This window comes from Streptomyces huasconensis, assembly GCF_021028635.1.
Classification (GTDB): domain Bacteria; phylum Actinomycetota; class Actinomycetes; order Streptomycetales; family Streptomycetaceae; genus Streptomyces; species Streptomyces huasconensis.
Map to the genome: position 1 here is coordinate 6,782,795 of NZ_CP086119.1, position 20,715 is coordinate 6,803,509.

Consider the following 20,715-nt stretch of genomic DNA (forward strand, 5'->3'; position numbering starts at 1 on the left):
GTCGCTTCTCAGTGCTCCCGGTAGCGCAGCAGAAGCATTGCGGCGTCATCGTGCAGTGGCCCTCGGGCATGCCGTACAAGATCCGTCCGGATTGCCTGCAGAGCGGTCCTCGGATCCGCGTCCTTGAGGAAAGAGGAGTGATCTCCGAGAGGGTAGAAGCTGCCGGCGTGGTCACGGGCCTCGCTGACGCCGTCGGTGTAGAGCAGAACCTGGTCACCCGGCACGAAGTCCACCTCGTATGGTGCGGGACCGGCGACGTCAGGCAGTCCCAAGCCCAGCGGCGGCGCGTACTGCGGCGGTTCCGGGAAACAGGTGGTGCCGTCCGGTCGTACGACCATCGGGGTGGGGTGACCGTAGTTGAGCAGTGCGATCGTGTGCCGGTCTGCCACTTCGGCGAGGATCGCCGTGACGAACTTCTCTCCCTGCAGCTCGCGGTCGACCGCGCGCTGCACTGGGTAAGCAGCCGGCGCTCCGAGCTCACTGGTCCGGTGCACTGGAGGCTTCTCGCCGGGGTGGGGCGGGCAGAGCGAAGGCGAGGGCGGCAACGGCCGTGCACACGGCCGCGATGACCAGGAACACCGCGCGGTAGGAGGCGGGCGCATCGGTCGTCGGCGAGGCGAGGGTGACCAGCGCGGCTAGGCCGACCACGCCGCCGATCTGCCGGGTGGTGTTCATCAGCCCCGACGCCGCGCCCGCGTCCTTCTCGGCGATACCGGAGGTGACGGTGGTGGTGATCGGGGTGATCAGCAGGCCCATCCCGGCCGACAACACGATCGCGGGCCCCAACAGGCCCTCCCAGTAGGTGCTGTCGGCGCCGATCCGGCTCTGCCACACGAACCCCGCCGCAGCGAGCAGCGCGGCCAGCACGATCAGAGCCCGAGGCCCGGTGCGGCGCATCACGGCGGGGGCCAGGCGGGCTCCGGCGATACCGACCAGGGTGTGCGGCAGGAAGGCGACGCCGGTGGCCAGCGCTCCGTAGCGCAGCACGTTCTGCATATAGAGGGAGAGGAAGTACCACATCGGGATGAAGCAGGCCCCGGCCAGCAGCATCACCGCGTTACCCGCCCAGATGGGCCGCATCCGCACCAGGTGCGGCGGCATGAGCGGTGCCGCGGCGTACCGCACTTCGGTCACCGCCAAGGCGGCCAAGGCAAGGGCGCCGACGGCAAGACCAGTCAGGGTGGTTGGCCCGCTCCAGCTGTGATGCTGGGCCTGGGTGACACCGTAGACGAGGGCGGTGACACCGAGAGTGGCGAGCACCGCCCCCGGCAGATCCAGCTTCGCGGACTGTGTACGGGAGCGGTCGGCAGGCAGCAGCCGCAGAGCCGCGAGCACGGCTACGGCGCCGATGGGCACGTTGATAAGCAGGATCCACCGCCAGGACAGCGACTGGGTGAGCACCCCGCCGATCAGATTGCCCGCCGCCCCGCCCGCCGAGCTGGCCGCCGTCCAAATCGCCAACGCCCGTGTGCGAACAGGCCCTTCGGTGAACGTCGTGGTCAGGATCGTCAGCGTGGCCGGGGCCAGAACCGCGGCACCCAGGCCCTGCACCGCCCGCATCGCAACCAGCACGCCGGGAGTGGCGGCCAGCCCGCCCACCAGGCTGGAGGCGGCGAACAGCACCAGCCCCCACACGAAGACCCGGCGCCGTCCGCAGACGTCTGCCAGGCGGCCCCCGAGCAGCAGAAACCCGGCGAAGACCAGCGCATAGCCGCCCACCACCCACTGCAGGCCGACGGCGCTGAAGCCCAACGCGGACTGGATCGAAGGCAGAGCGACGTTCACCACCGAAACGTCGAGCACCACCATGAACTGCGCCGCGCACGCCAGCCACAACACCGCCGCCCGCCCCGCGCTCTCGACCACCGGTTCCGTGTCCGCGTGGCTGCCGGTGTCGTGCGCTTCGCGAAACCCCATGGCCCTCCCGTCGTCGCCCACCGGTTTTTCATCGTACAGCGGTACTATGAAAGCGGATGGGCAACGGAAGAGAAGGAGTCAGGGTGCCGAAACGGGTGGACCACGCCCAGCGCCGGGCGCACGTCATCGACGCTCTGGTGCGCGTGGCCGCGGTCGAGGGCCTGCACGCGGTGACGCTGCGCGCGGTCGCCGCCGAGGCGGGCATGTCGCTGAATCTGGTGCAGTACTACTTCCAGACGAAGGCCCAGCTGCTGCACGCCGCCCTGGAGCGCCTGCAGCAGCAGAGCCGCGCACGGTGGTCGGACCGCCTGGACGGCCTGCCACACCCGGTGACCGCGCACGCCTTCATGGAGGCGTTCCTGGCCGAGGCACTGCCCACCGACGAGGCCAGCCGCGCCTTCCACCTGGTGTGGACCTCGTATGCGGTCCTGGCGATGACCGACCCCGAACTGGCCGCGCAGCCCTTCGTCGCCGGCCCCGACCGCCTGGAAGGACAGCTGACCGCAGTGCTGCGACAGGCCCAGCGAGAAGGCGCACTGGATCGGCAGCGGGACGCGGCGACCGAGGCCGCCCACCTGCTCTCGCTGAGCCACGGTCTGGGCACCAGCGTCCTGGTCGGCCAGCGCACCGCGGATGCGGCCATGAAGATCCTGCGCGCCCATCTCGAGCGACTGTTCCCAGACCCGGCGCCGAGCCCGGAATCCGCGGCCGGCCAGGCCAACTGCCCCACCGAGTCGCGGCCTCGGGGGAAAGAGGTCAGAGGGCGGGGGCGCGGGTGAGGCGTTCACGCAAGGTGGCGGCGAACTCTTCCGCCCGCGCCAGCTGCGTACGCAGCTTCTCCACCTGCTCGGACGCGTCCTGCTCGTAGCCGCGTACGCGCTCCAGCAGGGCCTCGCGCTCGTCCGCGGTCAGCTCTTCGTCGGAGTCGAGGCGGTCCGTGGCCTCCAGCAGGTCGCGCATCTGGTCCAGGGTGAAGCCGAGCGGCTTCATGCGGCGGATGACCATCAGGCGGGCCACGTCAGACTCGGTGTAGAGGCGGAATCCGCCGTGCGAGCGGGCCGAGGGCATGACCAGGCCGGTCTCCTCGTAGTGCCGGATGGTGCGCAGCGACAGCTCGGTCCGCGTGGCGACCTCGCCGATCTGCATGTGCTCGCTGCTCACGCGGGCGCCTTTCCTCTTCTGTCGCCAAGGCCACAGGCGGCCGACGTCGATCTCTACCGTAACGTCAGGGTAGAGTAAGTGATCGTGGGGGTCGGCTCCAAGCCGCCCCCGCTCCCATGGTGCGGGATCGTTCCCGTGACCGTCAGCCGTGTCGGGGCCGACGATGCCCCCGGCGAAGACCGATGCCTGCAGGAGAGAGCGTGCGCATGTCCATGATGCTCAGCGCCGCCGCCTGCCCGCCGTGACCCTTCGCCCTTGAAGCAGCGCCCGGTGCCCTCGCTCGTACCCGCTGCTGCGTTTTGAACTTCAGCCCGCCGCCGTACGCGGGCTCCGCGGATGGCCGCCCGGCCCTCCGGCGCCTTCCCGCACGCCCCGCACCACGGCCGGGTGTGCCCGAGAACGACAGGTATCTGTTCTTGTCTACGTCTGCACTGTCCCCGGCCGCACGGCTGCGCGGCCTCAAGCCCGACTGGTTGAACGACCCGAAGGTCTGGCGCACCGAGGTCCTGGCTGGCCTCGTCGTCGCCCTCGCGCTGATCCCCGAGGCGATCTCGTTCTCGATCATCGCCGGAGTGGATCCGGCGATCGGCTTGTTCGCCTCGTTCACGATGGCCGTGGTCATCTCGATCGTCGGCGGGCGCCGCGCGATGATCTCCGCCGCCACCGGCGCTATCGCCCTGGTCATCGCCCCGCTCAACCGCGAACACGGCCTGGGCTACCTCATCGCCGCAGTCATCCTGGCCGGCGTTTTCCAGATCATTCTCGGCGCGCTCGGCGTCGCGAAGCTGATGCGGTTCGTGCCGCGCAGCGTGATGGTCGGCTTCGTCAACGCCCTCGCCATCCTGATCTTCATGGCCCAGGTACCCGAAATGCACGACGTGCCCTGGCCCGTCTACCCGCTGATCATCGGCGGGCTCGCGCTCATGGTGTTCTTCCCGAAGGTCACCAAGGTGATCCCGGCCCCGCTCGTCTCCATCGTCATCCTCACGGTCATCACCGTCGCCGCCGGGATCGCGGTGCCGACCGTCGGGGACAAGGGCGAACTGCCCTCCTCTCTGCCGGTGCCGGGCCTGCCCGACGTGCCCTTCACCATGGACACCCTGACCACCATCGCCCCCTACGCCTTCGCGATGGCACTGGTCGGCCTGATGGAGTCCCTGATGACCGCGAAGCTGGTCGACGACATCACCGACACCCACTCGTCCAAGACCCGCGAGTCCATCGGCCAGGGCATCGCCAACATCGTCACCGGCTTCTTCGGCGGCATGGGCGGCTGCGCCATGATCGGCCAGACCATGATCAACGTGAAGGTGTCCGGCGCCCGTACCCGCCTGTCCACGTTCCTCGCCGGATCCTTCCTGATGGTCCTGTGCATCGTCTTCGGCCCGGTCGTCTCCGACATCCCCATGGCCGCCCTGGTCGCGGTGATGGTGATGGTGTCCTTCGCGACCTTCGACTGGCACTCCATCGCCCCGAAGACGCTGAAGCGGATGCCCGCCGGCGAGATCGCCGTCATGGTCATCACCGTGATCTGCGTGGTCGCCACCGACAACCTCGCCATCGGTGTCGTCGTCGGGTCCGTCACCGCCATGGTCATCTTCGCCAAACGCGTCGCCCATCTCGCCGATGTCACCTCGGTCACCGACCCCGACGGCAGCAGCGTGGTCTACGCCGTGACCGGTGAGCTGTTCTTCGCCTCCTCGAACGACCTCGTCGGCCAGTTCAACTACGCGACCGACCCGGACAAGGTCGTCATCGACCTGACGGCCGCGCACATCTGGGACGCCTCCTCGGTCGCCGCTCTCGACGCGATCGAGACGAAGTACGCCCAGCGCGGCAAGACCGTCGACATCATCGGCCTGAACAAGCCGAGTGCCCAGATCCACGAGAAGCTCAGCGGTGAACTCGCCGGGAGCCACTGACCGATCACCCCGCCTGCGAGGGCCGCCCGGACCCGACAGGTCCGGGCGGCCCTCGCTGCGTCTGCTGCCGAGTTCCCGCATGCAGAACGCTCCGATACCAGCCGGGCCTTGTCAGGGCAGGCGCGGCGGCTGGCGGGGCATGGTCCGAACGTTCGCCGCTTCTGCGTCTCGTCCGGACAGAGCGGCGTTCTCAAGGGAGACCAGGTTGAGAGCGGTTGCGTAGACCTGGAGCCGTGCTTCCAGGAACCGGCAGTGCGCCTGAAGACGGCGTGCTTCTTCTTGAGCGCCTCGAAGGCGTCTGCGGACGGACATGCGCCGCTCTCTCGGCCTCCGCTTGGACAGCTTGGGCCTGGAAGAGGTCTTTGAGATCGGGGTGCTGATGGGTCAGGTGCCATCGCTTGACGTCGGCCTCGATGGCGAGTTGGGAGACATTGAGCCGGCCGTTGGATCGTTGTGGCGTACCGGCGAAGAGGCGGTTCATCGCGGTGACGATCGCCCGCCGGACGGGGTCTGTCTCATGTTCGATCGACAACGCGGTCATCGGTCGCCAGCTCCTTCCTCGTGAACGCGAATGATCTTCCTCAGCCGGGCCAGTTCGTGCCGTTCGCGCTCGTGCCGGATGGGTGGTGCGAGCGGGTCGTCAACGGCCAACAGTCACTGGATACCGAACCTTCTGGTCCATGGAGGAGGAGTCCGAGGAGCTGTACGAGACCGCCCAGGTGCTCCTCGATCCCGAGACAGGCTCGTTCACCGGCGAGGTCAGCGAGCGTCTGGAGTACGTCGGTTCCACGCTGCTCATCATGGACCGGGTGACGCTGGATCCTGCGTGGCGTGGGCACGGCCTGGCGGCCGTACTCGCCTGCGAAGTGATCCACCGGCTCATGATCGGCTGCCGGGCCATTGCCTGCTCGCCCGGAGTCACCGACCTCAGCAGCCAGCGGCTGACGGATCAGTCCGAGTGGGATCGCGTAAACGCCAAGATCGCCCAGGGATGGGAGAGCCTCGGGTTGCGCCTCTACCGAGACAACGTCTATCTCCTCTCGCCTGCGTCGCAAGAACTGGAAGAGCAGCGCGCAGTACTTCGAGGGCGGCTTGCGGAACTCGGTGCGTCGTGGCGGACCGGGACCTCCTGAGAGGCGTCCCGCTGCGCTCGTCGTGTGCCGGTTTTCGGCGATGCTGTTCTGTGTGCAGCCCGGCGGAGTGGTGACCACTCAGGGTCGGTAGCACGATCGTTCTGTGCCGCCTGGGCAGTGTGTGTGCGCTGATGTTGCCAGCGCTGCACTGCATTGGTGGTTGCGGTCTCGCATCCGCCGGGCCTACAGGAACGATATGGGTTGGCTGAAGGCGGGCGGCGTACCGAAGGGGGAGTTCATCCATTCGGGGATGGGTTACTACTCGGCATGGGGATGACCCTGTCAAGCGCTTTGTCGTGCAGTGACCGCGGCGCGATTTGGTGGCGACGTTGGGTCCCCATGCGGCGTAGGAGGAGTAGTTCGCCGGGAGCAGACAGGAAAGATCGCGAAAGGACTGGTGGAAGCCGCCAGGGGCATGTCAACGTAGACGACCTTCCCCGAAACCCCAGGTCAGAGAGGTGATGCCCGTGACCGTGGACGCGTCCACACCCGGATTCTCCACCACCACCGAGGCGCTGCGGCTGCGTTCGTGGCAGCTGGGGCCAGGCCAGCCGACGATGGTCACCGACCTGTTCAAGGCGGAGTTCTTCCACCTCGTTGTGGACGACCGGGCCGATGTCCATGAACAGCAGCAAGGACGGCCGCTTCTACTTCGGATGGTTCCCGCTGGGGCGCCCCGGCACCGACGGCGACGGCTGGACGCTCGCCGTCACCGGCACCACCAAGGTCCCCGGCTACCGGATCCGCTTCGACACCGAAACGCCGGCGGAGATCGTCGCGGCCACGGTCCAGCGCGTGCTGGCCACCTCCCGGCCGCTGTGAGTCCACTGCCACCGCGCGGCTCGGAGCTGCCGCCCAGGTATGGCACGTACCCTGCCTTCGGCCCCTGGTGGGGCGCCCGTTACTGCAAGGAGATGCGTCTTGGCCCCGGAGCTGACCGTCGGAGACCTGCTGGAGAGCCTGTCCGCCAGCGACCGCGACGTGGTGGTCCGTCTGTGGATCAACCCCTTCGCCCGCTCGGCCCGCCGCCTGGGCGGCGTGGTCCCCACCCGTGACGCAGGCCGGCCGGTGGTGTTCATCGCCGAAACCAAGGACGCCAAGCCGCTCGGCACACTGCCCGAGCCGACCGTCGGCGACCTGCTCGACCAACTGTCGGCCTGCGACCGCACCGCCGTCGTGCAGCTCGCCCTCAACCCCGACTTCCCGATGGCCCACCGTGCGGGCACCGTGGCCGCTGCCCGCGACGAGCAGGGCAGACCCGTGTTGTTCCTCACCGAGCCGGAGGAGGCCGAGCAGTTTGGCCCCCTGCCGCCCGATGTCGCGGTCGCGCTGACCTGGCACGAACCGACCGAGGCCCCGCCGCGCCGACGGCGCGGCACCCGCCCCACTGGCGGGCAGTGAACCACCCCCCGAGCCCACGGAGGCGCCCCTGCACCCGCACCATCCCTCCGACTCCTCCTACCCCGCCGCCTCGCCGGACCCGGTGCGCTGGGTCACCCCGCGCCATTTGGCCGGCGACGACGACGCCCTCGCTGAGCGAATCGGCGACACCCTGACCGCTCTGGGCTGGCGCATGTGGCCGACCGCCCGCGACACCCTGCTGTATGTGAGCCCGGACGAGCTGCGCGGCGCCGAATGGACCCTGGTCAGCAGCCCGTTCACGCTCGGCGGCCTGCGGGTGGCCCTACAGATCTCCGCCCGCCCGGACACTGCCAGCGCCCTGGTGCAGTGGAACGCCTACTTCACCACCGGCGTGCCGCACGAGGCACTGCACGACTTCCTCGCCGCGCTCGACGCCAGCGCGGTACCCGACAGCGGCTTCGAGGAGCCCGAGGCGGTGGTCACGGCGCTGAGCGCACAGGGCTGGATCCGTGACGTGGACCGCCCCCGCCCCCGCACCGCGGCCACGGACCCCGGCTTCGCCTCGCACGTCTCGCTCGAGATGCTGCCGGACCTGATCGCGGACGCCGACCTGCGGGAGGACCTAATGGGCTGGCAAGCGTGGGCCGAGCCCACGTTCGGCGCCCCCTATCTGTGGTGCGCGAACTTCAGCCCGAGCGTCCCCAACGAGCTGGTCGCCATCTTCGCTTCCTCGCTCGCGTCCCCGGTCCCGGTGGCACGCCACCGGTTGCCTCAGAGCGCGGAGAAGCGCCTCACGATCGTCCACCGCAGCTGACTGGGGGCCCGGCACGCGAACGACGCCCTGCCGTTCGCGTGTCGCGTTCCCGCTTCAACCTTTGAAGGTGTCCTTCACGAACCCCCTTTCTGCTTCCGGCGCGCAGTGCTGCGAGCGCTGCGGCTCCGTCGGCTTCCTCGCCCGCAACCGCGACGTCGCCCATGCGCCTGGATGGGGCATCAGCTGTCACGAACGGGCCGACACCACCTGGGCCCGCTCGGGTCACCTGCATCCCACTGCACTCGGACGGACAGTTCACCATCAACTGGCTCTAACAAAATTCGTTGATCACCGGAGAGCACGGTAGTAGTCCGACTCGAAGCCGGCCGGCGTGATCTGGTGACCTACGCTCAGCGGCCCCAGGTGCGGTGTCGGTGTACGTCGTATAGGAGCCAGTGGTACGGGGAGTTCCTGTCCGTGGCGTCCAGGCCATCCAGGACTGCGTCACCCCGGGGATCGTCGCGCAGCGCAAGCCGGACTGCGGCCTCTACCCGGACGTTTTCGTCCGTGTCGGTGAGGCAGGAGGCGAGCGCCTCAGAGGCGCCCTCAGCATGTGGTGGTGCGTCGGCGATGGCCCTGCACGCCGCCTGTCGGACGGCTGCGCACTCGTCTTTGGTGCCCTGTGTGAGAGCGGCCAGCGCCTTGGAATCCTCCGTCTCGGCCGCATGGTGCAATCCGCTGACCGCCCACTGCCGGACCTTGCTGTCGCTGTGGCGGGCCAGCATTGTCAGCGGTTCTTCGGCGCGGGAGTCCAGGGCGTCGGCCAGGCCGGCGGTGAGGGCCCCGGCCACACGGGGATCCGGTTCCTGCGCCACCCAGGGCACGAACAGGTCGACGAGCGGTGCGTCGAACGGCAAGTCGTCGCTCTCGTCGAGCAAGTTGATCACGCGAAGGACTTCCGCGCCGAAGTACCGCTCCAACGGGTCCGCTCGGTCACGCAATGCGGCGGCCGCGTCCCAGATGGCGGGGTCGTGGCGCTGCTGGAGCACGAGAGTCGTCGCCTCCCACACTTCGTGGTCGACATCCGGTTCTTCCAGGGCGCGGGACAGCAGTTCCTCGAAGGACGGAAGGATTCCGTACCTCGGTTCCAGCATGGTGAGGATCGCAGTGTGCCCGGTACGGACCGTCAGGCCGCCCAGCGACAGTTCCTCACACGTCGCTCCCGATGCAGAGCGGACGGCACCGCGCTGGATCGGTCCAGGCCGTCCGCTTCTACGGCGCAGCTCGTTTGCGGCACCTGTCCGGTGCCAATGCCGAGCCAGTGCCAGAGCGTCGCGTCCTTCGCCATCCTGGACCGACAGTGATGCCCCATGACGGATCAGGGTTTCGGTGATGTCACAGGCGCCGCGGTCGATCGCCCGCAGCAGGGGGGAATGTCCGTCGGCAGCGGTGTGGTGCAGCCGCGACGACGCCAGCAAGGCCTCGACGGTGTTCAGGTCGAAGGCGTCCACAGCCAGGCGCAAAGCGGAGGTGCCGCACGCGTCCGCGGAGTCGGGGTCGGCACCTGCCTCCAGCAGTACATCCACCGCCTGCGCGTCCCCCCTCCGCACGGCTTCTATGAGTGACTCCCCGCTCACGCCTCTCCCTTCGTACCCCGCTGTGCGCCATCGCCCAGCCATCTGGCAGGAAGCACCCATCCTGCCGCACATGCGCGGCTGGATGACGAGGGCGGCTCCGGCCTGCCGCATGACAGCGTCCGTGACGACGATTCGCTCCCCGGCATCCGCCTTACCGGGACGAGGTGGCCTCGGCGTAGCCTCAAGCGCATGCACGTGGTTGCGGTTCTCGCGCTCGACAGCGTTTCGGCTTTCGATCTCGCCATCCCCTGTCAGGTGTTCGCGCTCGTTACCGGTTCCGACGGGACCCCCGCCTACGATGTCCGCGTGTGCGTCAATCGCGACACAGCGGCGACAGCCGGCCCCACGGCGCCCTTCCGGGTGTCCTCCTCGTACCACTGGGACGACGCACTCTGTGCGGACACGGTGATCGTGCCGGGCATTCCGGCCGAACGCTCTCCGGACCCTCGTGCGGTACGACTGCTGCGGGAGGCGGCGAACAACGGGGCGCGGATCGCTTCCATCTGCACCGGGGCCTTCGCCCTGGCGCACGCGGGTCTTCTGGACGGACGCAGGGTGACGACCCACTGGCGGTTCGCCGACGCGCTGGCCGAGCAGTTCCCGGACATCGACGTGGACCCGTCCGTGCTGTACGTCGACGAGGGACAGGTGCTCACCTCGGCGGGCATCGCCGCGGGCCTGGACCTGTGCCTGCACATGGTGCGCCGCGACCACGGCGCGGCCGCCGCCTCGAACGCCGCACGGGTGCTGGTGATGCCACCTCAACGCACGGGCGGCCAAGCGCAGTTCATCGAGTACCGCGCGCCCGAGACCGATTCCGCCGATCTCGGCGAGACGTTGCAGTGGATGCGCGGCAAGCTCGGCGAACCGCTCTCGTTGGCCGATATCGCGTCGCACGCGATGATGAGCAGGCGCAGTCTGGCGCGGCACTTCCGCGCCCAGACGGGCACCACGCCACTGCGCTGGCTGCTCGCGCAGCGCGTTGAGCGCGCCAGAGAGCTGCTGGAGACGACGGAACTGCCGCTGACGCGGATCGCGGAGGCCACGGGCTTCGGGGCCGTTGAGACGCTCCGCCACCACTTCGTCCGGCACGTCGGTACGACACCGTCGGCCTACAGGGGCGCTTTCCGCCGGTGACGGCGTTCCCCGTGTCCAGGCCTGGCCGTATCTTGCGCACCGTGGGCACGCGTGCCGGTGTCGCCGGGGGGCGGCCGTCGGAAGACTGAGCGTGTTCTCGCCGACTCGTTCCGGGAACCACGCCACCTCTTCACGGAGCCCCTTCATGCCTGGTCCACCTGCACGTTCTCGCCGTCCCGCACGCCCGCTGCGTGTCCACACCGTTCTCTATGACGGCGTGGAGGAGCAGGATTTCGCCGGTCACATCGAGGTGTTCGGCATCGTCGGCGAGAAACTCCTTGCGCAGTCCTTCGTCACCGTGGACGGAGCCCGCCGAGTGACGACGTCCGCCGGCATGGAGATCGTCTGCCGTGACCCGTGGGCGCCGCACTCCGCCGACGTGATCATCGTCCCCGGCGGAGGCTACGGCGAAGGCTCCGGGCTGCAGCGGGAGATCCGCCGCGGTCGCCTGCCCCGAGCACTCGCGGCCGCCCAGCGGGACGGTCTGGTGCTGGGTGCGGTGTGCTCGGGCACCATGCTGCTGTCCGCCGCCGGTCTGACGGACGGCCGCCGCTGCACCACCCATCACATCGCTCAGGAGGACCTCCGGGCCCAGGGCGGTCGCGTAGTGGAAGGCCGCGTCGTCGACGACGGCGATCTGGTCACCTGCGGGGGCGTCACCTCGGGCATCGACCTGGGGATCTGGCTCATCGAGCGGTTCTTCGGCCCTGACAAGGCCCTGTTCGCCGAGGAAGTCCTCGAATACGAGCGCCGCGGCACTGTGAACACCGCATGACCGGCGCCGCGCTCCGTACCACCCCGCCCATGCCCACGCTCTCCTGTCGCGTGCCCGCACCGCACCCCACACGAACGGCCTCCGCATGACCACCTATGGCATCCTCCTCTTCGACACCGCCGAGGAACTCGACTTCGTCGGCCCCTGGGAAGTGTTCACCACCTCCGCCGCCCTACGGGAAGGGCGCGACAGCGCCCTGCTCCTCGCCGAACGCCCCGAGCCCGTCCGCTGCGCCAAGGGCATGCGCGTCCTGCCGGACCACACCCTGGACGGCCACCCTCCGATCGACGTGCTCCTCGTCCCCGGAGGGTCCGGCGCCCGAGAGACCGAACCCCACAATCCCCGCGTCACCGGATGGATCGATGCGCAGGCCGCTCGGGCCGAGTGGGTCGTCGGTGTCTGCACGGGCGCCTTCCTGCTGCACGCCGCGGGCCCGGCGCGCGGCCGTCGGGTCGCCACCCACCGGCACTACGAGCAGGCGCTGACGGCGCGCGGCGACGTCACCGTGGTGTCCGACGCCCGCTACGTCGTGGACTGCAACTTGCTGACCAGTCAGGGAGTGTCCGCCGGCATCGACAGCACGCTCTGGCTCGTAGGGCGTCTGCACGGCCGCGAGCACGCCCGCGCAGTACGCCGGGAGATCCAGTACGACCCCGCTCCGCCCTACCTCGCGGACGAACCACTCGCCCTCTGACCACTCCGACCACCCCCCGAAGACGAACAAAGGAGTTTCGCGTGAACCGACGCACCGTTCTGCGTACCGCGACCGCCCTCGGTGCCGCGGGCATCGCGACCGGCATTCCCGCCCACACGGCCGCCGCCGCACATGCGACGGGAGCCACCTCGGCGTCCAAACCTGACCGCCGCTCACCCTTGCGTGTCCAGGTCGTGCTCTTCCCAGGCGTGGAGGAACTCGACCTCGCCGCCCCCTACGAAGTCCTTGCCGCCTCCGACCACTTCACCGACCGCGACGTCGACGTGCGCTACGTCGCCCTCGACGGCCCCCGCACCATCACCGCCGCCTTCGGCACCCAGCTCCGCGCCGACCACCGCTGGGCACCCGAGAAGGCGGACCTCCTCATCGTGCCCGGCGGCGGATACGCGCGCCGCGAGGACCCGGGCGTCTGGGCCGAGATCCGCAGGGGCGCCCTGCCGCGAGCCCTGGCCGCCGCCCAACGGCCCGGGCTGACCCTAGCGGCCCTGTGCACCGGCGTGATGCTCCTCTCCGCGGCCGGCGTCACCCGGGGCCGTCCCTGTACCACTCACCACAGAGCGCAGTCCGACCTCGTCGAGCAGGGCGGTGTGCTGAAGAAGGCCCGTGTCGTAGACGACGGCGACCTGGTCACCGCCGGCGGCGTCACCTCCGGCCTGGACCTCGCCCTGTGGCTGGTCCGCCGCGAACTCGGCGTCGACGCCGCACTCGGCCTGGAGAGCATGCTGGAGTACGAAGCCCGCGGCACCGTCTGGACTTCCTGACGGGCGTCAAAGCCGACGCATAGCCGGTACGGACATACAAGTCTCGATTGGCATCGTGGTCACGCTGCGGACATGGCCGGATGCGTTCCGGTCTCCGGCAAAGAGTCGGGCAGACGGGGTCCTCCGTATCCCCAGCACACGTTGACGCTCATGTGGCCGGGCGCGAACTGTCACACCTGGCCTTCTTGCACCCGGCTTACCCTGCGCAATGTCGCGTAGGATACGGCGTTCTGTGCACGCCTTCGTGAAGGATCCTGTGATGGCCCTGGCGCCCTTCCGGCTCGTCTGGCTGGCCCTATGGGTGGAAGCCTCGCCCGAGGAGAACGCGGCAATCACCGAACATCTTCGTACGGCCCTCATGCGCCACGGCGACGTTGCCGTACACGCCCGAGGGCCGTTCCACCGAACTCCGGAGATGTTGCACTTCGAGGTCGACCTGAAACCCCACACCACCACCTCCGAATGCCTTCGGGCCCTGGGGTTCACGTGGGACGAGGACTTCGGCTGGAGCGAGTGGGAGCGCCCGGTCAACGGCGGAGCATTTCTCCATCCCGCCGTCTACGGTGCTCAGGCCGGCGAAATGGAGGCGGCCGCAGCTCCCCGCTTCGAAACGGGAGACATCGTGCGGGTCAAAAACTCCGATGAAGCTCGCAGGCTGGGCCTGGCAGGCAGGAAAGTAGCCGTGCTGCATCCGCATACCGACGAAGAAGCCGACCCTTCCCACAGGCCGTGGCGCTACTCCGTGCACATCGAAGGGCAGGAAGAGACCGGCGACCTCGGTGAGAGCAGCCTGGAACCGATCGGTCGACGCGTACAGCTGTACAACACCGTCATTAGCGTCAACGGCGAAGGCGTGCTGGAGAGATCAGCTGACAGGCACGGCGCCTACAGCAATGGCGCATAGAGCCACAGCCGATTGCTGCGGCTGGATCGCTCCCGGAGTGCGCCACTAATCACCATGGAGACTGGTCTGCACTGGGACAGCTGGCTGCTATGAGCACGCGATCGCCCTGGCCGACAGGTCCCCGTCCTTCTCCGGTTTCCCATGGCCTCTTCGCTCGTTGCGCTCCCACGACGCCAACGTGATCGACGACCAGGCGATTACGTCTGGCTGCCCGTCAGCCTTGCAGCGACAGATCAGGCGGCACCGTGTCTCCTGGCGGTAAGACGGATCTCCTGTGCCGCGCCTGGCCCCTCCAGCAACAAGGTGCCGATCTCTTGCCCTTGATGGTGTACGCGCAGTCGGGCGCCGTCGGCGATCACCCGCAGCTCGGGCCACGAGTGCCGCCAAAGCAGGACAGAACGCTCCCACATCTGTACGCCGCTTGTGGTCAGGCGCAGTTGGTACTGCGGGCCCTCATGCGCCGCGGGCGGTGTGTGCTCGGTGAATGGGGGCTGGACGTTGTAGGTGGCGACCACCTTTTCCCCCGGCGCCAGGACCGCGTCGCGCACGCCCTCGCGACGCCCGATCACGGACCCGACCCAGCCGGCGAACCCCGCTGTAAGCAAGCCCACGGCCAGCACGACCCACCAAGGAAGACCGGATTTAACGCCAAAGCCGATGACCGCCGTCACGGCGAGCAGAGCCGTTGCCGCAGCACTTGTCAGTTCCGCGCTGCGAGGGCGCTTCCCCTGGCCGCTGCCCTCCACAGCCTGCGTCTTTGCCACCGTTCCCTCGTTTTCCCTGGTACTGGATTCCGTCAGCTCGCGGGTTCCCCTGCTGCCAGTGTCCGCCGCAACGATACGCGAGGGTTGTCAACCAGTCGGCGAGCCATCGATGAGGCCGAGGGAGACCGGAACCGGCGCGTGCCTGTTTGTCTGCTCGCCGAGTGCGCTTACGGATTCCACGGCGCTGGACTGCGCCTTCCAGATCGCCGACCACGGCTAAGGAATGGCACGCCACTGGCCGCAGTTCGCCCCGGTCGGCTGCTTCATATGATCGACAACGACCGCCTGTGAGAACACTACGGGCGGTCACTTCGGGAGACGTGGGCGGCGGGACGGAGAGGGAGAACTCATGGCGCAGTACCTGGGGCCGCTGGAGCTGAGGGGAAACCAGTGGGTCATAGGCGACCCGACGCGGGGGGACGGCTTGTCCGTCGTACTTCGGCCGGAGGGTTTGGAGCAACGTCGCCGCAGCGAGGCGGCCCCCCTACCCGCCATCAAGTGGGCGGACTTCACGGTGCTGTGGGTACGGGCTGCCTACCGGAGGTGGCAAGTCACTGCTGGTGGAGGCCTCGTCGGAGCATTTCAGCCTGGGGTCAACATGGGTCGCGACGGCTGCTCTGTGCACGGCATCCTGCATCGTTCCCACGAGCCATGGTCCGTGCGTTACACGCATCACGAGCGTCGTTACACGGGAGGCCACGTGATTGCGCTGAAGGCGCTGTTCAGCGAGCTGACCGCGGCGAAGAAGCTGGACCGGCTCGGCGATCGAGAGTGGTTGGGCATGGCGGTCGCCGAACTGTCCTCGCACAGTTCGTGGAGCAGGTCCAAGGGCAGTCTTCTGGTCAAGGAGACAATCCAGAGTCTCGGCACCTGAGCGGCCCCAGCAACGTCCTCAAAGTGCGGTACGTGAAGTAGAGCCCGCTTCGCGGTTGGGTCTGGGTGACGAGCTCTGGTTGGCGGGGCGCGTGGACGGTTAGGGGCGGGTCTGAGCAAACAGGTCGGACTCGGGTTCGTGAGGACGCCATGGGTAGCCGTGTATTCGCCGAGGCCACTCACTTCATTGGCGCCTCACGCGACCTGCAGCCCTGGCAACATCGTCAGCACTGTCGACCGGTAACGGAGCGAGGGGGCGTCGTGACGCAGGGGACTCGGGGGTTACTGATAGGTGGGCGGTACCGGCTTGACCGCATCCTGGGCTCCGGCGGCTTCGGGCGGGTCTGGGCAGCCCGCGACCAAATGCTTCGAATCGACGTCGCAGTAAAGGAGTTGGTCTTGAGAGAGAGCCTTTCCAAGACCGACCGCAAAGACCTCCTCCTCCGCGCCACGCGCGAGGCGCGCAACGCCGCCAAGCTGCGCGATCACCCCAACATCGTCAGCGTCCACGACGTCGTCATGGTGGACGACGCCCCCTGGATCGTGATGCAGTTCGTGGAGGGCGGCACCCTGCAGGACAGGCTGACCGGAAAGAGGGGGTGCCTCTCAGTGGGCACCACCGCGAGGGTCGTTAAGGCACTCCTACGCGCCCTCGATGCGGCTCATCAGCAGGGCATCGTGCACCGGGATATCAAGCCGGCCAACGTCATGGTGACCACGGAGCGCCGGATCCTTCTGACCGACTTCGGCATCGCCGTCAACCAGAGCGATGCCACACTGACCCAGACCGGGCTGATCGTCGGCTCCGTGTCCTACCTTTCCCCGGAGCGGGCCCAGGGCGAGAAGGGGGGCCCGGCTGGTGACCTCTTCTCCCTGGGTGCCACGCTGTACGAGGCGGTGGAGGGGATCAGTCCGTTCCAGCGCGGCAACCCAGCCCGGACGCTCCATGCGGTGGCCTTCGAAGACCCACCCCCGATGCGCCGGGCCGGCCGCCTCGAGCCGCTCATCGAAGCCCTCCTGCGGAAAGACCCGACCGACCGCCCGTCAGCCACCGAGGCATTGCTGCTGCTCGACTCCCCGGCAGAGAGGGAGGAGACGACAGCGAAAACGATGGAGAACGCCTCCTCGGCTGCTTCTCCAAGCACGACCAAGCCCACCGGCTCAGGCGAGAACACCCTTGACGGGGGTTCGATCCTGAAAGGCCTCGGTGCCGCCCTCGTGGCATTCTTTGTCTACATCGGGATGTACGTCTTCGTGATCGGGGACGATGTAAAGGATGCGAAGGTGGGCGACTGCCTCTGGTTCGACACGAACGCGGATCGCGCGAAGCGCGGGCACACGTACGCGGACGTGACCAAGACCGAGCCCTGCGGCATGCCTTTTCGGTTTTTCTGGAACCACCACTACGTGGTGGTAAAATGCATCGCCGGAACCACCGACTACACCCAGTGCAAAAGCGTGCCTGGGGCGGTTGTCGACGACGACACTTCGATCTTGAGGTCCACTTCACCGCCGCACTGGGTACTGTGTGTCAAACCCAAGTAAGGGTCCGGTTATGCGAGCTTGCGTCCGGCTTGCCCTCGCTCGATGGTGTGACGTCGGAGTATCGCTGCCGGTCAGTCATTCGGGTTCGGCTCGGTTATGGCATGGACATACGCAAGCCGTATCCGAGCGTTTTCACCGACAAGCAGTCGATCGAACCCGTCATCACGACGTGAAAGGCGCGGCACCCCTCGGCCAGCGGGCACCTGGGCAAGTATGCAATGCGGGAGGTCGTGAACGCGATCCTGCACCAGAGCCGCAGCGGCTGCCAGTGGGACCTGCTGCCTCACGACCTGCCGCCCGCCTGGGTAGTGAAGTACTACTTTTTACAGGTGGTTAGACGACGGCAGCGCGATCTTGAAACCTTCGTGACTACAGGCGAAGCCCAGTGAGGCATAGAAGCGGTGTGCGTTTTTGCGCTCTTTGTTACTGGTCAGCTGCATCAACTCGCAGCCGCGCGAGCGTGCTCGGGTGATCGCATGCACCATCAGAGTTCGGCCGAGTCCGCCCCCACGCCGGTCCGCGCGAATCCGCACCGCCTCTATCAGGGCGCGCTCGGCTCCGCCCTTGCCGAGGCCCGGAATGTAGGTCACTTGCAGGCACCCCACCACCGTGCCATCGTCGTCCAGAACCAGCATTTCGTTGCGCGGGTCCGTATCGATCTCCCTAAAGGCGCGTTCATACGCCTCCGTCACAGCAATTGTTCCGGGGTCCACCACCCTCTCCTCGTCGGCGAGCAAAGCCAACATCGCGGGCAGATCGGAACGGGTCGCAGGGCGCAAGGTATAGCCAGGCGTGGGCTCAGTAGCAGCAGACATGCAGCAGACCTTAACTGGATCTTGTCGTGGACCGGTGTGCAAGGGATGCGGCTCGGTCCGTCGTGCTGACCTGGCGGCCGCGATGTCGTAGAGAGCTGATAGGGAGCCACCGAGGTACACCCAATGCACTCATGACAGGTGAGGGGTCAGCGAGCCCTGCGTACGAAGTGCTCGCTTGTCCGCCGAAGCTGAGCGAGTGCCTGTTCGCGGTGCCGGCGCGAGACGAGGAGAGCTATAGCCCGGTCTTCAAGAGACCGGCACGCGAGGTGCGGCTCACCCACCAAACACGCCGCTCCTCGCTGCACCTTCCCGGAGGAACGGCCTCAACAGGGACTGGCGATCTGTCACCGGAGTCGCAGGACGCCAGGAGCGCGATCGTCGAAGATCTCGACCAGCCAGTCAAAGACAGTGGGCCCGCGCTCCTCTCTTGCTGCGGCAAGGTCGGCGCCGACAGAAGGACGGTTCGTGGGGTGACAGCGTGACAACCGGATCTCCAACTGGCGAGCTGTCTCTGGGTAGCCGAATTGCTCGCGAGACAGCTGGTGGTGGCGCCACTCAACCACGTAGTCATCATCTTCGGGTGCCCCGAAGCCACCGCTGAGGCAGTCGGCGAAGGCGTCGAGGTTTCGACCGAAGTAGCCTCCGGGACCGTTGATCGCCTCGCCGATGACTCGCCAGAACTCTTCCAGCGTTCTGATCTGCCTGCCATCCAGCACATATATCGGTGTCATGGCTCGGAGGATACGTGTGGCTCCGCGACTGCCTCCCCTCGATTCTTACCGCCTCCGCTCACTGACTACGACACCTTTTAAGTGGCTGCAGGCTCGCGGCGAGGCGCTGCCCCTTGACAACTATGTGTTCAGCCTGGTCTTTCCACCTGTCGCTGCGTCACTCATCTTCCTTCTGGCGACGCGCCCTCGCCGGAGATTGGCCGGGCTGGTGCCAGCAGGGGTGCCGTATACGCTGGCCAGGCCGGACTGCGTACTTATTAACCGAAGGCGGCTGGGGCGCAGCGAATGCTGCGCCCCAGCCGCCTTCGGCGTATCGCCAATGACTACTCTGAGTCACTCTGTCGGAGGCTGGCCCAGTCCGGTGGGACGCAGTGACACCTGCAGCTTCAGGTCCGTGGCGGCGACTGCACGCCGGCGCGGCTCCTGCCGATTCTCCCCAGATTCTCCCCAGAGGGCTCCAGGGGTGCCTGAGAGCGGCGGATCCGCATCTTGCGCACGGACGATCCCCATTGTTGACATAGTTACTCAGAGCCAATCTCGACGCTTGAACACAAGGTACAAAGTGACGCAAACAATCCCCATCAGGGCAACGGCGAAGGGGTATCCGAACACCCAGCGTAGTTCTGGCATGACCTCGAAGTTCATGCCGTAGATCGTTCCCACCAACGTGGGAGCGAACAGAATCGCCGCCCACGACGAGATCTTCTTGATCTCCTCGTTCTGTTCGAAGCCCGCCTCCGCCAGCGCGCGCATCTCCGCGTTCTGCTGCTGTGTCACCAGGGTCGTGTTGACCGTGAGGATGTCGGTCAGGGCCTGGCGGAAGCCGTCGACGCGTTCGCTGGTGTGGGTGACGTGGTCGGCCACGTCGCGCAGGTAGCGCTGGAGTTCCTCGTCCGTGCCGTACTTCGCGAAGCCCGCCATCAGGGCGTGCAGCATGCCGACCAGGGGGCGGGTGGCGCGCTGGAACTCGACCATCTCGCGGGAGAGTTCGTAGATGCGGCGGGAGACCTCGGGGTCGCCGCTGAAGACCTCGGTCTCGATCTCGTCGATGTCGTTCTGGACACCGGCCACGACCGGGGCGTAGCCGTCCACCACCGCGTCGAGGATGGCGTAGAGCACCGCTTCGGGGCCGAGCCGCAGGAGTTCGGGGGTCGCCTCCATGCGGCGGCGGACGGCCGAGAGGTCGGGGGCCGCGCCGTGCCGCACGGTGATGACGAAGTCGGGGCCGACGAAGACGTGCAGCTCGCCGAAGTCGACCTCCTCGGGGGCGTCGAGGTAGCGGGCCGCGCGCAGGACGACGAAGAGCGTCTCGCCGTACCGCTCCAGCTTCGGGCGCTGGTGGGCCTCCATCGCGTCCTCGACGGCCAGCTCGTGCAGGTCGAACTCGGCGGCCAGGGAGAGCAGTTCGTCCTCCGTCGGCCGGGCGAGGCCGATCCAGGCCATGCCGTCCCGCTGCTCGCACAGCTCCCGGAAGGTGTCCGCGAGGGAGGACGGCGTCGCCACGCGGACTCCGCCCTGGTACAGCGCCGCCTGGATGACGCTGTCCGCCTCCCGCTGGTCCGCTGCGGCCCCGGTGGCGGGTGCGGCCGTCCCGGTCCTCGCGGGGGGAGGGGTCGCCGGGGGCCGTGTCGTGCGTCGCCACGTGTGCTTCTTCGCGGTCGATGCCGGACGGACTCGGCGCTCCGCCATGCTGGCCGCCTCCAGGTCGTGTCGAACGTATGTCTAGATGGCCACGGAGCAGGATATACGTCCCAAAAGGCCCAGGCGTGGCGGCGCCGCGGCCGGTCGGTGGATCGTGCCCCCGGGTCA

The 20,715-nt window shown here is 67.8% G+C and carries 20 protein-coding genes and 2 pseudogenes; 14 read left to right on the forward strand and 8 right to left on the reverse strand.

The features are described from left to right. Positions 1 to 8 precede the first annotated feature (8 nt). Both J2N69_RS30240 and J2N69_RS30245 read right to left on the reverse strand, forming a co-directional pair. Positions 9 to 452, reverse strand: a pseudogene (locus J2N69_RS30240) (PP2C family protein-serine/threonine phosphatase); the annotation flags it as partial. A gap of 25 nt (positions 453 to 477) precedes the next feature. Beyond that, positions 478 to 1,938, reverse strand: a complete 1,461-nt coding sequence (locus tag J2N69_RS30245; RefSeq protein ID WP_230903525.1) for an MFS transporter — start codon at positions 1,936 to 1,938, stop codon at positions 478 to 480. A gap of 62 nt (positions 1,939 to 2,000) precedes the next feature. Here J2N69_RS30245 and J2N69_RS30250 point away from each other — a divergent pair, with 62 nt between their 5' ends. After that, positions 2,001 to 2,696, forward strand: coding sequence for a TetR/AcrR family transcriptional regulator (locus J2N69_RS30250; RefSeq protein WP_230903526.1), 696 nt, complete (start codon positions 2,001 to 2,003; stop codon positions 2,694 to 2,696). Here J2N69_RS30250 and J2N69_RS30255 read toward each other — a convergent pair. Continuing rightward, positions 2,674 to 3,078: a MerR family transcriptional regulator gene (locus J2N69_RS30255; RefSeq protein WP_230903527.1), complete on the reverse strand. Its 405-nt coding sequence runs from the start codon at positions 3,076 to 3,078 to the stop codon at positions 2,674 to 2,676. The genes J2N69_RS30250 and J2N69_RS30255 overlap by 23 nt on opposite strands. Before the next feature lie 416 nt (positions 3,079 to 3,494). Here J2N69_RS30255 and J2N69_RS30260 point away from each other — a divergent pair, with 416 nt between their 5' ends. From J2N69_RS30260 to J2N69_RS30280, 5 genes and pseudogenes are all read left to right on the forward strand, one after another. Next, the gene (locus J2N69_RS30260; RefSeq protein WP_230903528.1) at positions 3,495 to 5,000 is read left to right on the forward strand and encodes a SulP family inorganic anion transporter; all 1,506 of its coding nucleotides are present in this window, start codon (positions 3,495 to 3,497) and stop codon (positions 4,998 to 5,000) included. A 680-nt stretch (positions 5,001 to 5,680) separates the two neighbouring features. Further along, the gene (locus J2N69_RS30265; protein WP_230903529.1) at positions 5,681 to 6,133 is read left to right on the forward strand and encodes a hypothetical protein; all 453 of its coding nucleotides are present in this window, start codon (positions 5,681 to 5,683) and stop codon (positions 6,131 to 6,133) included. A 461-nt stretch (positions 6,134 to 6,594) separates the two neighbouring features. After that, a pseudogene (locus J2N69_RS30270) lies at positions 6,595 to 6,955 on the forward strand (DUF317 domain-containing protein). A gap of 99 nt (positions 6,956 to 7,054) precedes the next feature. Next, positions 7,055 to 7,534 carry a hypothetical protein gene (locus J2N69_RS36745; RefSeq protein ID WP_408056832.1) on the forward strand — a complete coding sequence of 160 codons (480 nt, stop codon included), beginning with the start codon at positions 7,055 to 7,057 and terminating at the stop codon, positions 7,532 to 7,534. Positions 7,535 to 7,640: 106 nt separating this feature from the next. Then, entirely contained in the window at positions 7,641 to 8,309 is a 669-nt protein-coding gene (locus J2N69_RS30280) for an SPDY domain-containing protein (protein WP_230903530.1), read from the forward strand. A 350-nt stretch (positions 8,310 to 8,659) separates the two neighbouring features. Here J2N69_RS30280 and J2N69_RS30285 read toward each other — a convergent pair whose 3' ends face one another. Continuing rightward, positions 8,660 to 9,997: a HEAT repeat domain-containing protein gene (locus J2N69_RS30285; RefSeq protein WP_330166840.1), complete on the reverse strand. Its 1,338-nt coding sequence runs from the start codon at positions 9,995 to 9,997 to the stop codon at positions 8,660 to 8,662. A gap of 78 nt (positions 9,998 to 10,075) precedes the next feature. Here J2N69_RS30285 and J2N69_RS30290 point away from each other — a divergent pair, with 78 nt between their 5' ends. The 5 genes from J2N69_RS30290 to J2N69_RS30310 all read left to right on the forward strand — a co-directional run bounded on the left by J2N69_RS30290 (position 10,076) and on the right by J2N69_RS30310 (position 14,178). After that, complete coding sequence (locus tag J2N69_RS30290; protein ID WP_230903532.1) at positions 10,076 to 11,023, forward strand: GlxA family transcriptional regulator; 948 nt, start codon at positions 10,076 to 10,078, stop codon at positions 11,021 to 11,023. Between the two features lie 145 nt (positions 11,024 to 11,168). Continuing rightward, the gene (locus J2N69_RS30295) at positions 11,169 to 11,798 is read left to right on the forward strand and encodes a DJ-1/PfpI family protein (protein ID WP_269075645.1); all 630 of its coding nucleotides are present in this window, start codon (positions 11,169 to 11,171) and stop codon (positions 11,796 to 11,798) included. Positions 11,799 to 11,883: 85 nt separating this feature from the next. After that, positions 11,884 to 12,492 carry a DJ-1/PfpI family protein gene (locus tag J2N69_RS30300; RefSeq protein WP_230903534.1) on the forward strand — a complete coding sequence of 203 codons (609 nt, stop codon included), beginning with the start codon at positions 11,884 to 11,886 and terminating at the stop codon, positions 12,490 to 12,492. Between the two features lie 41 nt (positions 12,493 to 12,533). After that, positions 12,534 to 13,274: a DJ-1/PfpI family protein gene (locus tag J2N69_RS30305; protein ID WP_230903535.1), complete on the forward strand. Its 741-nt coding sequence runs from the start codon at positions 12,534 to 12,536 to the stop codon at positions 13,272 to 13,274. A gap of 232 nt (positions 13,275 to 13,506) precedes the next feature. Further along, a complete protein-coding gene (locus tag J2N69_RS30310) occupies positions 13,507 to 14,178 on the forward strand; it encodes a hypothetical protein (RefSeq protein WP_230903536.1) in 672 nt (223 codons plus the stop codon). 233 nt (positions 14,179 to 14,411) lie between these two features. Here J2N69_RS30310 and J2N69_RS30315 read toward each other — a convergent pair whose 3' ends face one another. Then, the gene (locus J2N69_RS30315) at positions 14,412 to 14,942 is read right to left on the reverse strand and encodes a hypothetical protein (protein ID WP_230903537.1); all 531 of its coding nucleotides are present in this window, start codon (positions 14,940 to 14,942) and stop codon (positions 14,412 to 14,414) included. A 700-nt stretch (positions 14,943 to 15,642) separates the two neighbouring features. On the opposite strand from J2N69_RS30315, the gene J2N69_RS30320 reads away from it, so the two are divergent. The 3 genes from J2N69_RS30320 to J2N69_RS36750 all read left to right on the forward strand — a co-directional run bounded on the left by J2N69_RS30320 (position 15,643) and on the right by J2N69_RS36750 (position 17,749). Beyond that, the gene (locus tag J2N69_RS30320) at positions 15,643 to 15,816 is read left to right on the forward strand and encodes a hypothetical protein (RefSeq protein WP_230903538.1); all 174 of its coding nucleotides are present in this window, start codon (positions 15,643 to 15,645) and stop codon (positions 15,814 to 15,816) included. A 260-nt stretch (positions 15,817 to 16,076) separates the two neighbouring features. Then, a complete protein-coding gene (locus tag J2N69_RS30325; RefSeq protein ID WP_230903539.1) occupies positions 16,077 to 17,360 on the forward strand; it encodes a serine/threonine-protein kinase in 1,284 nt (427 codons plus the stop codon). A 218-nt stretch (positions 17,361 to 17,578) separates the two neighbouring features. Then, positions 17,579 to 17,749 (forward strand): transposase, encoded by a 171-nt coding sequence (locus J2N69_RS36750; protein WP_408056833.1) that lies wholly within the window; start codon positions 17,579 to 17,581, stop codon positions 17,747 to 17,749. Here J2N69_RS36750 and J2N69_RS30335 read toward each other — a convergent pair. From J2N69_RS30335 to J2N69_RS30345, 3 genes are all read right to left on the reverse strand, one after another. Beyond that, the gene (locus J2N69_RS30335) at positions 17,684 to 18,175 is read right to left on the reverse strand and encodes a GNAT family N-acetyltransferase (protein WP_230903540.1); all 492 of its coding nucleotides are present in this window, start codon (positions 18,173 to 18,175) and stop codon (positions 17,684 to 17,686) included. The genes J2N69_RS36750 and J2N69_RS30335 overlap by 66 nt on opposite strands. 344 nt (positions 18,176 to 18,519) lie before the next feature. After that, a complete protein-coding gene (locus tag J2N69_RS30340; protein ID WP_230903541.1) occupies positions 18,520 to 18,906 on the reverse strand; it encodes a barstar family protein in 387 nt (128 codons plus the stop codon). Between the two features lie 525 nt (positions 18,907 to 19,431). Next, positions 19,432 to 20,595, reverse strand: coding sequence for a magnesium and cobalt transport protein CorA (locus J2N69_RS30345; RefSeq protein WP_230903542.1), 1,164 nt, complete (start codon positions 20,593 to 20,595; stop codon positions 19,432 to 19,434). Between the last annotated feature and the right edge of the window lie 120 nt (positions 20,596 to 20,715).